Raw genomic sequence first — 13,560 nt, forward strand, 5'->3', positions numbered from 1 at the left:
GTGTGGTTTAATGATGTGCGACTTCTCCGAATATCTGCCGGAGGTCTTCCAGGGTTATTTTATTAAAATCTTCTTCGCGTGGGGTTACAATGAGTCCTCCCATATCCAAGGCTCCCGGACTGACTAGAAGTTGTGCTTCTCCTTGTGCGGTATAGCAGGAAGGACGGTGTTTGTCTCTTGGGAAATAGGCTATTGTAAATCCTCTCTGTCCGTCTTTCCATGCAAACAAGTTGTAGCGGGGCTCACTTTCTCCTTCATGCAGCGGTAGTGTGTGCAGGTATTGCTCTATCAGAGAAGGAGGGGTAGTGTAGCTTCCTGCGGTGATGAATGCCTGAACCGGACATACATAATCCTTGATTTGATAGCTGCGGCAGATGTTTCCATCGGCATCCGTTGCTTCTGCTGTCTGGAGAGCTGTCTTCATCAGCCGTTCCCATTGGGCAATAAACGGTATGTCTTCTTTTCGTGCTGCCTGAAAATGAAAATGATCGGGGGCAGAAGCACCGCATTGTGCCCCGTTGTAGAACAGGGCATATCCTTTGTCGAAATAGTTTTCTATCCATTCCAGCAGTCTTCCCGGAAGCTGACGTGCCGTTTTGTCTGCCAGAGTCTGTTCCTGATGGCGAAGGCTGGAAATGGTGAGATGGCCTTGCAATATAGGATACGGATTGATGCGCAGGCTGAAAGGTTCGTCGAGTTCAATGGTCAGACTGTCTTGTTCCTGTGGTTTGTTCTCCATACAAAGGAAACAGGGGCGTGCAGCAATGGAAGCCTTGTCTGTAGCAGCGCAGGTCGATACGGCACGGGCCGGATTAAACTGTATGGTAATCTGGTTGCCGTCTATTTCAAATCTGCGTGTCTGTATATTTTGTAGTGCTTCATAGTTCCGATGAGCCAGTTCCCAGGTATCCAGTTGGTGTGCAACGAAGCCGGAGCCGGCAGTGAGACCTTGTGCGGCTGCCCATGCTTTTCTATGGCTGATTTCCAGTGTACGCAGACTGTCCTTATAGGTATTGTTCTGATTTGTTTTTTCTATGCTGAGCGCTGCATCGGAATTTCCTTCCCAGCGGCGGCACAGATAGAGTACGTCGAAAATACGGCCGATGCGGTACCGGCGTGAAAATGCCAGTCCCAGTGCATAATCTTCGCCATAGCTTGTATTGGGTACCCGTATCTCTCTTAAAACGGGAGTAAAGAATGCCCGTGGTGCTCCCAGACCGTTGATGCGTAATGCATTGTTGTGTCCGTTATCGTCTGTCCACTCTTTGTGGTCGATTACCCCGGGCGGTAATGTCTGCAAGTCGAAGTTGGTCATGCGGTACGAGCCGATTACCATTGCACATTGCTCCTGATAAAACTTGTCGACGATACGTTGCAAGGTATCCGGAACGCTGTACAGGTCGTCACTATCCAGTTGTACGGCAAAGCGTCCGCACTTCGGATGATGTACACCTTGATTCCAGCAACCTCCGATACCTAAATCTGTCCGCTCGGGGATGAGGTGAATCACCCGTTTGTCTTTCTTATATTGTTCGATAATTTCGCTGGTCCCGTCGGTAGAATGGTTGTCGATGACAATCAGGTTGAACGGGAAGTTGGTTTCCTGTGTCAGTACAGAACGGATGGCATCTTCGATGGTACGCACCCGGTTGCGGACCGGTATAATGACAGATGCTTCGTACTCAAACTCTCCGGCTGATAAATCTACTGTATGTTTCACAGGAGAAAGATAAGCACCAATCCGTTTCAGGTAATGCGTAAAGACTACTTCTCTTTCAATCTGCACTTGCCGGTTGCGAGGGTCTACGTAGTCGAATTGTTTTTCTCCGGACAGGCGTGTGTCTTCTTCTATTTCCGTATATAGAAATTCGTGTATATGCGTAAGGCTTGCATGCTCGGAAAGAGCAAGACGCAATGCATAGAGAGCCGAAAACTGATACTCCGGTTCCAGTGTAATACGGCGGAGTGCCTTGCGGAAACAATCGGTCTTGAACAGCAGTACGGAGCCAAAGTCGAAGTCATCGCGTACACTGCCCGGCTGATAGTCGGCAACCGGATGAGGCTGTCGTCCGTTCTGGGTTTCCTGATAATGGTCGGCATATACCATTCCACACTCTGGAGCCGACAGATAATCGATCATTCTTTCCAATGCCATTTCTCCCCATTGCAATATCTGTGGCTTGGTATAGATAAGCAGGTAGGGAGTAGAGGTATGGGCTGCAATTTGTGTCAGGGCAGAGGTAGAATCGAATGAACCGTATGGCAAGACACGGCAATTTTCCGGTAATGTGGTTTCCGGTATATGCTGGTTGGTAAGCAAGCAGATGTCTTTCACGCACGGACTTTCCGTGAAGTGCTTTATATTCTTATCCGACAGTTCTTTGTCCCCATATAGGAGATAGCACGTTATAGTCTGGTTCATATCTTATCAATTTATAGAAAACAAACTTACGTAAATTCTATGGAATGGCCGAATAAATGAATATAAAAACGTTCTTGTTCTTCGAACTCAATCCGGCATAAGGAACGAGTTCATTCATTGTTTTCGTTTTCTTTGACTTTAATGGTATTCACTCTTTCTCTTCTTTGTCTCCAAAAAACAAGGAGCCTCCGGCGGTGAAGTGACCGCCGAAGGCTCCTGTTTTTTATTCTCTTATCTCACTTTTCTATAACCTCCAACACAACCTCTCTCACAAGTGGATTCGCCGTGTGTTCCATCACGTCCTCTTTTCTTTATTGGGTTTATACTTCGGTTATCCTCCGTAGCGGACAGAATCGAAATCCAGTCTTAACGTGCGACCAATCCACTAAAAAATAAAAGAAAAAGGATTGAAAATTAAAGCGTTATTCTTTTCTTAGCAAAATCAAGCAGCCAGACTAAAGCATATATAACTCAAGATAGTCTGGCAGAATCATTTGAAAAGAAGAATGGCACAGTGATTTATGGCCATCTTAAACATGTAATTAAAAACAGAAACGGTATGGTAGAAGAATTTGACCTGCTTGAAGAAGTAGAAGTGTAGTTTTCTGCGATGAAGAATGTACGGAGTAGGCAGGCAGCTGAAACGAAAAATGGAACAACTGGGAGCATTGTCCGTTGTCGGGGTGTTCCTGGGAAAGACAGTGTAATATTTTGATTCTTTTGTTTATTTCTTGTCTTTTTAGTCTAGTGATTGCCCCTTCTTATTCTTCCACTTCACCGGCAACTAACAGAAATCCCATACTTACAGCATATTGGCTTTTTTTAATATGGCACGGGCTATTTTCAATCCAAAAGACCTGTTCCACCTTCCCCTTTTATCAAGAGAAGCGGGACAGGAAACTTTCTATGTAACGTGAGTTACAGCATGGCGGCATACTTGCGTACCTGCTTCAGACGCTCCATAAAAGAGGGATTGGCGGCGACCTGCCACATGTTATATTTCAACTGCAGACGCATTAGTGAATCCGCAGGTATATTCAGAGCTGCCTCGAAGAGCATTGCTGTCTGTGCCGTAACAGGACGACGGCAGTTAAGAATGTCATTCAACATTTTATAGGAGATTCCCATCTGCTCTGATAACTTACGCTGCGAAATCTTGCGGTATTCAATCTCTTCTTTCAGGACTTCACCAGGGTGAGTAGGATATGCCGGAGTGAGGTTGTTGGCAATCATAGTAGGATCTATTCCTTGTATCTCAATCATAAGTCGTCTGTTATTTATAATGGTTCGATAAATCTATTATATTGCATATTGTAGCGATAGTTTCAACTTCTCTTGTCCGTTCCTCAAACTCAATGCGGTACTGGTCGTTAACTCTAACAGAAGAAAGACCTGCCTTATCGCCTTTCAACTTTTCATAATTCAACGAGTTGTATTTCAAAAGCCCTTGTACATTCGGAGTTTCCAGCATTATGTTGATAACACGTATATATTTCCGTACCACTTGTGGCTGATACCGGTGCCTCTTGTCCGTCTGCCCCGTAATGTACATTTCCTTCAAATACTTTTCGTTGAATATTATTTCCATGCTACTTTGTATTGTTCACACACAAAGATAATAGATTATCCGCAATAATCCACTATATAAGTGGAAGTATTTTATATAACTGCCATAAGTTTTCTGTTTCTTACAGAAAGGCTGTCGGTGTATTGGCTCAACCTCTCGCTTTGTTCTTTCTGGCGGGCTATCATACCGCTGTTCAGCGTATTGAGCATGGTGGTCGTTGCGGTCGGTTTCGCTTTTTCCTTTTTCCCGAACAGTCCTAAGAAGCCTGTCCGTTTCCTTTTTTTCGGTTCTTCTTGTGAACTTTTCAACGCAATGGCTGGCACTTGTCTTGCTATCTTTTCCTTTATCTCTTCTTGTTCGTAGAGTACCAGCATGATTCTATTCAGCAATTTTTCCTTTTCAGCCAGCAGCTGGCATATGCTGTCTATACGCTCGCTGCGGCAGGTTTTGGACTTGAAGCGGCTGAGCAGGCTGTCCACTTCCAGTCGCTTCTCATGGTACGCCGCCATGTCTTCCTCATTCCAGTCCAGCACGGTCTCACCAATCATGGATAAATCCACTACCTTCATATATACCTCGTGTACATCCTTGCGGAGACTTCTTATTTTGTAGGTAGTAGCTTCCAATTCCTGTTGTCTGTTCTGTTCATTGAGCCAAATATAGACGATGCCGAAAATGACGAATAGTATCAGCACATATCCTGCCGCTATCTTGGTGCGCAGGTGTCTGGTTGCTATTGTTTTCTGTTTCATGCGGGTTACCTCATTTTTTATATTATTCTTTTCTCCTTATTAAAATGCAGCCCACTGACCTTACGGTAGCGGGCTGCGGTGTCTGTATGATGTTGCCGGGCACAATACTCCCGCCCGGAATGGGAGTTCTTTTCTTTTTGGGTTATACTTCGGTTATTTTCCGTTTCGGGCGTAACTTTTCCCGCCCGACGGTTTACTGTTCCTTCTTTAAGGCAGGCAGGCTGTTGCCGTCTTTGAGTTCGTACTGCCAGCCTTTACCGCTCAGGGCGGCGTTCATCTGTGTAACGGCATTCTGCCAGTCGCCGTCCGTCACTTTGGTGGTTTCGATGGTGGTGCTGCCTCCCTCATTGTAGCCGATGCCTGTGTCGGGATTGCTTCCCCAGTAGCAGGCGGTGATGACAGGGTCATTGAAAAATTTATAGTTCCGTCCCGTTACGCCGCCTGTGGTTCCGGCCGGGCCGCTGACAGTCCCATTGGCATGATAGCAGGCGGTCAGGGTACCCTCATCATTGGTTCCCGTTACGCCGCCTACATAGATGGTGCCACTTCCGCTACCGGTCACGCTACCCCAGGCATAGCAGGCTTTGAGGGTGCAGGATGTGTTACTTCCCACCACGCCGCCGACAAAGTTGCCGCCTGAGTTGATACTTTCAAGGGTCACATCGCCCGTGGCATAGCAGGCGGTCAGGGTGGCACCACTATCCGTCAGACCTGCCACGCCGCCGGCTACACCCCCGGCATTCACTGTGGCCGAGGAGCTGCACCCGGTAAGGAAACCGCCCGATTGGTAGCCTACTACACCGCCAGCAATGCCGCTGCCGCTGCCGCTGCCCGACACCGAGCAGTTTTCAAGGGTGCCATAGCTGCGTCCCGCCACGCCGCCGACAGCGCTCATATCGTTATTGCTTTCTATCTTCACCTCCTCCAGCGTCACATCCTTCACCGTGCCGCCGGAGCCGATGTGGCCGAACAGACCCACATATTGGTCACTTCCCGTAACGGTCAGCCCCGTAATGGTATGGCCGCCGCCGTTGAAGGTGCCGGTGTATTGGTGGTTATAGTCTATGCCTATCGGCGTCCAGTCCATATCTGTGAGATTGATGTTTTCAGTCAAAGTAATGTTGATACCGAGATTACCGTTGTTGGCTATGTCTGCCACAGCCTTCAATCCCTCGGCGGAGGTCACGGTGTAGTTGCCCTGTCCGTCGTCGGTATATCCCTTGTCCTTATCCAGCGTGATGTTGTAGAACTTGCCTGCCACGGGAGTGATGCTGGAGGAGAGTTCGCGCTCCTCGGTGCCGTTCGCCTGCAGCTTGGTTATTGTGTAGCCGGGCACCACGTTCGCCTCCCAGCAGGTGATGGCGTTGCCGTTCTCGGTATATTCGCACCGCTTCATCTCTATCCAGCCCTCTTGCGAGCCTTGCACTACCGTGCCCTTTTCATAAGTACACTGTGTGTAGGTATAGAGCTGGAGGCTCTGCACTTCGCCGAGCGCATCGCCGGTGGGCGTGACGCGCACCTTGGCCAGTTGGTGGGTGAAGGTCAGCGTGACGGGTGTCTGGTAGTCTCCCGTGCCCGAGCCGCCCAGCAGGTAGGCAAGACTTTGGCTTTGGTCGCCGAGGTCGAGGGTGCCACTCTTTGCGGGGTACCAGGCGCTGACGGTGCGATTGGGTGTCGTGTTCGTCCAGTAGAGGGGTGCGTCGGAGGTGGCTGTGCCGTCGTCCTGCACGGTGTAGGTGGCAGTCTCTGTGCCGTCGTCTATCTGCACGGCGAACGGGTCGCCCGTGTCGAACACGCTGCCCGTGCCGTCCACGGTCTCGCTGACGCGCGTCGCCGGTGCGCCCCACGGCTGCGCTTCGCCGCCCTCCACGCCGAGGGTGATGCGGGCTATCTCCAGCGGGTATTGTCCTTCGGGCAGAAGGTCGCCGTCCGCCAGTTCGTCCTTCGTGCAGGCAGCCGTGGCAAGGAGCAGCGCGGCTGCGGCAAGAATTACATGGATGGAATGTCTTTTCTTCATATCGGGTTGTTTTTTATTTGTTTTCGTTTTGTGCTGCCGCCGCCTGCGAAGGCGGCCGTCGCACCATTCTGTCTATGGGCAGCTCCGGCTTGACGCTTGCGCCGGGGCAGCGGTGCAGAACTTACAGCGTGGCGCTTGCATCGTTCGAATCTCCGGATTCCCACGGGTTAATTGTGGGGTCGCTCACATCGACGTCCTTATTTTTGAGCGTTACGTTGTAGGTGTAGGCATAGCCTGCTGTGTAGAAATTGGCTGTGGGTGTAGCAGGCAGTTTCAGTTGGGCGTTGTAGCTCTGTCCGTTGTAAGACACTTTAAGGTTAAGAGAGGAGGTCACTTCCTGCGGGAGAATGATGACTTGCGAAGTGGTGGCACCGCCCAGCTGCATGGTAATCGGCGATTCGGAGGCTGCGGTTACGGCAGTCGTGCCGGTAGCCGTGTCGAATGTGCCTTCGTGCTTCAGCCCCTCCAACGTGTAGCCGGCAGGTTCCGTTTCGTTGAAACTGAGACCATCGCCTGCCTTGAAGGTGAACTTGATGAGACTCATGCAGTGGTGGAACGCATGGTCGCCGGTGAAGCTCACCGTCGGGTTGTGGGTGTCGCCTGTGGCTCCCGAGGCAAAGAGGAAGTCGATGTCCGCGCCCTGCTTGTCGGCTGCGGTGCTGACGGTCACCGTTCCGCCGTCAGACTGATACGGATAGTAGGCATGGAAGGTATGCGTTTCGGTGTCATTGAAATAGATGGTCGTACCGTCGGTCACGAACTTACCGTTCTCTCTCTTGTAGGGCACGTTGGTGAAGCCTGCGCCGGTGACGCCGATGCGGTCGCCGTCGGTCCAGTCGGTTCCTTCCGAATTGACGCGGGTAGCGGGCGTAATGTCGGCGATAAACTTGGCGGCTACCGGGCCGTCATTCAGGTTCTCGTTGTCGTTGTTACAGGCGGCAAGTGTCAATGCCAGCGCTGCGAAAGCAAAAAATCTTGTCTTCATTATATTTATAGTCTTTAATTGTTAAATTGCATAGTTACCGTTACATTTCCGCACTGGCATCACCACCTTCTACCGTTTCCCATCCGGTAATTTCGCCCTTGCCTTCTTCCATGCCGACGGGGGTTTCCAGTGTTCCGGTCACACGGTAGGTGGTGGTCATATCGCCGTTAAAGTCCTCAAGGGCTTCCGTCAGGTCGACTTCCGTGCGCTGTGTGCGTCCGCCATCGGTAAAGACGATGTCCAGTACCAGCGTCTGCACGGCTCCCATCGTACCCAGCAGGCGGGCGTCGGCCGTGAGCTTGCTGCCGTCACGGGTGAAGGAGAAGACCGTGGAGGTCGGTTCGCCGATGGTCTGTCCCTTCTCCATATCAAAAATTCCGGCTATGCCGCTGAGGGTGGCGGTCACGCTCTGTATCAGTTCGGGGCGTCCCTGTGTCACTTCCAGTTCCAGTTGCAGGTCACGTACACGCTGCTGCGGAACAGGGTTGACACGCAGCGTGTCGTCAGCTGTTACAGTTATCTCCTGACTGACGGTCTTCAGATAGCCCGGCAGGGGGATGACGGATGCACCGTCCGCACGGCTCTTGCCATCAGGGGCATTGACCCGTGCCATCCGTCCGTCGAAAGTGAAACCTTCCGCACGGTTATAGATTACCATACTGTGTGTTCCCGGATTGAGCAGGTCGGGATTGGTGAATGGCGAACCTGTAATGTCGGCCACCTTCCTGTCCATGTCGAGTACATAGTTATCGTCTGCCGACAGTCCCGTCAGGCTGACGATGACAGCTCCCTTGTCGGGATGCGGCGTGTCATATAGCGTGTCCTTCACGCAGGAAGAGAGCAGCACGGCGGCTGCCATTCCCATCATATTTATATATTGTCTTGCTTTCATATTCGATTCCTCCGAGTTAGAATAACTTCCATACCAATGTCACACCGGCATTGATGGGGCCCCACCAGTCCTTTGTCTCGTTGCCGCGGCGTACTCGCACACCGTCAATGACTTCATATTTCTCATAGTCGGCATTCAGGTAGCCCAGACCGAGGTTGAAATCAAGATCTAATGCCTTGTTCAGCCGCAGCTGGTAGCCGGCAGTGATGCCGCCACCCATCAGGTCGCCCTGCTTGCCTGTATCCGAAAGTTTATAGTTGAACTCGCCCGCCTTGAACATCGCACCCAGATACCAGGCTTTCTTCTCACCCATATAGTAACGCACTTCCGGAGCCACTTCCCAGAGTGCATAGCGGCGGTCTTTGTCGCTCCAGCTCCATGAAGTCCACGAGCCGTTTACGGCAATGCCCCACGACGGACAGATACGCCATTCAAGTCCTAAATCGGGTGTCAGGGTAGCCCAGCGCAGCAGGTTGGCACGCAGGGAGAGATGATAATCATTTGTGATTTTGGTTTCCGACGGAGTGTCGGCAAGTGTGTTTTGTTGAGCGGCTTTCTCAGCTTCTGCCTTTTCAGCGGCAAGTCGGGCTTCTTCCGCCTTGCGCTGCTCTTCGGCAAGCCGTTCCTGTTCGGCACGCTTCTCGGCTTCCAGTCGTTCAGCTTCCGCCTTGCGTCGTGCTTCCGCTTCCGCATCCGTCGCGGCTGTTTCCTTTACCGGTACCGTCATGCGCACGGTGACGAAATCACCTTCAGTTGCATGGTTGCGGGTAATGAAATTCTCCTCTTTTATTCCCGCGCGTGTAATCAGTTCGGATTTCACACGGTTGGCACGGATCTTCGCCGTGGCCAGATTCTTTGCTTCACTGTTTAAGGAGTTGCAGTAACCATCGACGTACAGCGGTAACTGTCCGTTTGCAATATCCGATTTGTTACTTTCTATACATTTTATAAGTCGTGTAAGCTCCCGACTGTTGTTCTCGAAAGGTACATAAAACATACCTTTTTTCTGTACGAAGCGGAAGGTGTAAGTCGTATCAGCTTTCTGCTGTGCGGCAGAAGGAGAAACTATTACCATCAGCCACAGAAACAGAACCGGAAAAAAGATTCTTTTGCTCATAATGATAAGAATTATAACTTGTTGCTTTCTCAAAGTTAAGAAAAACTAAAATCTACCCCAAAAAGTGGAAGGATTTTTTTGTAAATACTCTTCTTTTTGTGATTAGCACAATTTATAATTGTTGCATGAGCATTTTTTTGTTGTGAAAGTAATTTTATTTGTATGTCTTTGCTCTTATTGTTTTCTCCATTTGGCTGGTGTATAACCTTCTTTTTCGGTGAAAGTCTTGATGAAATGACTTACTGAAAGAAAGCCGGAAGCTTCTGATATTTGTTTTATATTCATATCCGGATGTTCTTTCAGCATTTGTTTGGCATACTCAATACGGAGGTTTGCAACCCAATCCCGGAATGAAAGATTGTATCTTTCCTTAATATATGCACTTAGATAAGTCCTGTTTGTTCCGAGTGCTTTAGCCATATCATTGATAGTAAACCCGGATTGGGTATAGGTCTCCATTTTTATCCAGTTTTCCAGGTTGCGGGCAATGTGTTCGTAATATTGTGGAATATCCTTTTCGGGTATTGTTTCGTCTGTGGAACTTGTTTCTTTTCCATCTTCAAGGGTACGTTCTATCTGTTCGTAGAATAACAGGTAGTTCAGATAAGAATAAAAAAGATAGATATAAAACGGTATGGATGACAAAATCCAAATATAGATGTATTCATCGGGTAGGAAAGTCAGAAGTCCACATCCTACTCCAAATATAGCAGCCCAATAGGTGAAAACGGACATCCAGTGTACATATACTGCCACATCGTCGGAATGTGTTTCATCTAAAGTTTGCACAGCCCGTTTGTAGGTCAGTATCAATCTTCGGGCTAAGATAATTCCGTAAGTTATCAGCCATACAGCCATGGCGAGTAAGCCTATATTTTGTATCATTCCTTTGGGGAGTAGAAACAACACTGTACCGGAAAGAGTAGAAAATACAATCCAAAGGCAAATATGAGTCCGCAATCGTCTTGGCGTGATGTAAGAACGGTCGAGAAGTGAAGTGAGCGCTGAACTGAAAAGCCAGTAACACAGGAAGTAGGTGGAAAGGTTCATCAGAATGGCGGCATTTATATTGATGAATCGTATTCCACAGAATAAATGTACGGAATAATTTGCAGATAGTGCCAGAAGTGCCACGCCCATTGTTCTTCGCGAACGGAGATAGTTGTTGAATATTTCTTTTTCCGGAGTCTTGGCAAAAAAGAAGTAAAAGCAGAAAAAGAGCATCAATGCAATGGCTGAACAAAGAGAGTATTGGTATAGCTGATAGTTCATGTGTATGTGTTTTTCTATGGAACTTGTCCTTGTTTGATGAAGCAAAATTATAAATTATTTTTGATAAATGATATGGAAAATGGGCTCTTGTTTGTTGTAATTCTGTATTGACAGATTGTATGTTCAGAGTAAGATGTGATGGAAATAGGGTTGATAAACAGTTTTTAATGGGGAGTATCTGCCCGTTTCCCCTTTTTTTGAATGGGATGGTTTATGTGACTTGATTCTGATGTTTGCTGTTTATGTAGATGTGCGATATGAAGAGGATCTTTGGGGTTGTATTCCTTTCTAATCTTTTAATAATCATAATAGGTTGTGCTAATCTGTGTTTTTTATAAGGATATTCCACAGATTTTCGGTAACTTTGTACGCTAATATATAGATTTGAAAAGAAATGGATATGACAAAAACTCCTTTATTGGGGAAAACTCTGAACGAAATACAGGGGATTGTTTCCGATTTGGGGATGCCGAAGTTTACTGCCGGACAGATTGCTGCATGGATTTACGACAGAAAGGTGACCTCGATTGACGAAATGACAAATCTGTCGTTGAAGAACCGGGAACGCCTGAAGGAAAACTATGAAATCGGTGCTTCTGCTCCTGTACATGAAATGCGCTCGGTAGACGGTACGGTGAAATATCTTTTCCGCACTCCTGAAGGAGATTATATAGAGTCTGTGTATATTCCTGATGCGGACAGAGCTACTCTGTGTGTATCTTCGCAGGTAGGTTGCAAGATGAACTGTAAATTCTGTATGACAGGGAAGCAGGGATATACCAATAGTCTGACCGCTACACAGATATTGAATCAGATTTACTCGATTCCTGAACGCGATACATTGACTAATGTGGTGTTTATGGGAATGGGAGAACCTTTTGATAATCTGGATGCGGTGCTTCGTGCACTGGAAATACTTACGGCCGACTATGGGTATAAATGGAGTCCGAAACGTATTACTGTTTCTACTGTGGGACTGCGCAAAGGACTGGAACGTTTCCTGGAAGAAAGCGATTGTCATCTGGCTATCAGTCTGCATTCTCCTTTCCCGGCACAGCGAAGGGAACTGATGCCGGCAGAAAAGGCATTTTCTATTACGGAAATGGTGGAGATTTTACGCCGTTATGATTTCAGCAAGCAACGTCGTCTTTCGTTCGAATACATTGTATTCAAGGGTGTAAACGACAGTCTGATTTATGCCAAGGAGTTGATTAAGCTTTTGCGTGGACTGGATTGCCGCATGAATCTGATTCGTTTCCATGCCATTCCGAATGTAGATCTGGAGGGTACCGATTCGGATTCGATGATTGCTTTCCGCGATTATCTTACACAGCATGGCCTGTTTGCGACCATTCGTGCATCGAGAGGAGAGGATATTTTTGCAGCTTGCGGAATGCTCTCTACTGCCAAGCAACAGGCAGAAAAAGAAAATGAAACCATTTAATACAGAGAAAAATATGAAACGTTTATCCTTTTATTTATGTATGGCACTGGTTGGACTGGTGCTGGCTTCTTGTAAAGAAGGAGGAAAAAGTATAATGACACCCGTATCGAGCGGACGTCCCTATGAAGTAATGGTAGTGGCAGACGACAATTGTTGGATGAGTCCGGACAGCGCTTTGTTTCATGTGCTGGATACTGATGTTCCGGGATTGCCTCAGGCTGAACGCTCTTTCCGTATTTCACGTGTACGTCCGGAGCATTTTGATCGTACGATGAGACTGTTCCGAAATATTATTATCGTAGATATTAACCCGAACACATATACGCAGACTAAATTTAAGTATACCCGTGATGCTTATTCATCTCCTCAGATGATTATGACTATTCAGGCACCTACTCAGGCTGAGTTTGCTGATTATGTATCGAAAAACGGACAGGTGATTATTGATTTTTTCACTCGTGCGGAAATGAATCGTGAAGTGAAGCAACTGGAAAAGAAACACAATCAGGTGATTTCTTCTAAAGTGGCAAGTCTTTTCGACTGTGACATCTGGATGCCGGCCGATATGCTTTCTTATAAGGAAGGCAAGGATTTCTTCTGGGCTTCTACTAATCTGAATGATATGAACTTTGTAATGTATGCATTCCCATATACTGATAAGAATACATTTACAAAAGAATATTTTATCCACAAACGTGACTCGGTAATGAAAATCAATCTTCCGGGTGCCAGCGAAGGTATGTATATGGAAACTGCCGATTCTATCTTTGTGGATGTACGCAATATTGCCGTAAAAGGCGATTATGCTTTCGAGGCTCGTGGCTTGTGGGAAATGCGGAATGACGCAATGGGTGGTCCTTTTGTATCGCATATGCGTGTAGACCGTAACAACGGCCGGGTAATTGTGGTAGAAGGTTTTGTCTATAATCCGGGTAAGTTGAAACGCGATCAGATCCGTAAGCTGAATGCAGCGTTGTATACCTTGAAACTTCCTTCAGAAAAAGAGGTTTCTGAAATTCCGGTAGACAACTCCATCGATGAAGAGAAGGCTCAGGTAGAAACTGAACAGAATAATAACAAGTAAACAAATAG

Annotated in this window: 11 protein-coding genes; 2 read left to right on the top strand and 9 right to left on the bottom strand. The window is 47.8% G+C overall.

The genetic code is table 11. The annotated features are described in order from the left end of the window. Window positions 1-7: 7 nt before the first annotated feature. The 9 genes from O6P32_RS09110 to O6P32_RS09150 all read right to left on the bottom strand — a co-directional run bounded on the left by O6P32_RS09110 (window position 8) and on the right by O6P32_RS09150 (window position 11,024). Window positions 8-2,422 (bottom strand): DUF4922 domain-containing protein, encoded by a 2,415-nt coding sequence (locus O6P32_RS09110; protein ID WP_269878133.1) that lies wholly within the window; start codon window positions 2,420-2,422, stop codon window positions 8-10. A 918-nt stretch (window positions 2,423-3,340) separates the two neighbouring features. Next, window positions 3,341-3,685: a HigA family addiction module antitoxin gene (locus O6P32_RS09115; protein ID WP_269878134.1), complete on the bottom strand. Its 345-nt coding sequence runs from the start codon at window positions 3,683-3,685 to the stop codon at window positions 3,341-3,343. Between the two features lie 10 nt (window positions 3,686-3,695). Beyond that, complete coding sequence (locus O6P32_RS09120) at window positions 3,696-4,010, bottom strand: type II toxin-antitoxin system RelE/ParE family toxin (RefSeq protein ID WP_269878135.1); 315 nt, start codon at window positions 4,008-4,010, stop codon at window positions 3,696-3,698. A 71-nt stretch (window positions 4,011-4,081) separates the two neighbouring features. Next, window positions 4,082-4,741, bottom strand: a complete 660-nt coding sequence (locus O6P32_RS09125; RefSeq protein WP_269878136.1) for a hypothetical protein — start codon at window positions 4,739-4,741, stop codon at window positions 4,082-4,084. Window positions 4,742-4,934: 193 nt separating this feature from the next. Continuing rightward, window positions 4,935-6,758, bottom strand: coding sequence for a fimbrillin family protein (locus O6P32_RS09130; RefSeq protein WP_269878138.1), 1,824 nt, complete (start codon window positions 6,756-6,758; stop codon window positions 4,935-4,937). A 121-nt stretch (window positions 6,759-6,879) separates the two neighbouring features. Further along, window positions 6,880-7,743, bottom strand: a complete 864-nt coding sequence (locus O6P32_RS09135; RefSeq protein ID WP_269878139.1) for a fimbrillin family protein — start codon at window positions 7,741-7,743, stop codon at window positions 6,880-6,882. A 40-nt stretch (window positions 7,744-7,783) separates the two neighbouring features. Further along, window positions 7,784-8,635: a hypothetical protein gene (locus O6P32_RS09140; protein ID WP_269878141.1), complete on the bottom strand. Its 852-nt coding sequence runs from the start codon at window positions 8,633-8,635 to the stop codon at window positions 7,784-7,786. 16 nt (window positions 8,636-8,651) lie between these two features. Next, window positions 8,652-9,752 carry a DUF3575 domain-containing protein gene (locus tag O6P32_RS09145; protein ID WP_269878143.1) on the bottom strand — a complete coding sequence of 367 codons (1,101 nt, stop codon included), beginning with the start codon at window positions 9,750-9,752 and terminating at the stop codon, window positions 8,652-8,654. A 174-nt stretch (window positions 9,753-9,926) separates the two neighbouring features. Beyond that, window positions 9,927-11,024 (bottom strand): helix-turn-helix domain-containing protein, encoded by a 1,098-nt coding sequence (locus tag O6P32_RS09150; protein WP_269878144.1) that lies wholly within the window; start codon window positions 11,022-11,024, stop codon window positions 9,927-9,929. Window positions 11,025-11,418: 394 nt separating this feature from the next. On the opposite strand from O6P32_RS09150, the gene rlmN reads away from it, so the two are divergent. Then, entirely contained in the window at window positions 11,419-12,468 is a 1,050-nt protein-coding gene (gene rlmN, locus O6P32_RS09155; protein WP_269878145.1) for a 23S rRNA (adenine(2503)-C(2))-methyltransferase RlmN, read from the top strand. A 13-nt stretch (window positions 12,469-12,481) separates the two neighbouring features. Continuing rightward, the gene (locus O6P32_RS09160) at window positions 12,482-13,552 is read left to right on the top strand and encodes a DUF4837 family protein (protein ID WP_269878146.1); all 1,071 of its coding nucleotides are present in this window, start codon (window positions 12,482-12,484) and stop codon (window positions 13,550-13,552) included. The last annotated feature ends 8 nt before the right edge of the window (window positions 13,553-13,560 follow it).

It is taken from the genome of Phocaeicola acetigenes (assembly GCF_027529745.1).
In the GTDB taxonomy this organism is placed as follows: domain Bacteria; phylum Bacteroidota; class Bacteroidia; order Bacteroidales; family Bacteroidaceae; genus Phocaeicola; species Phocaeicola acetigenes.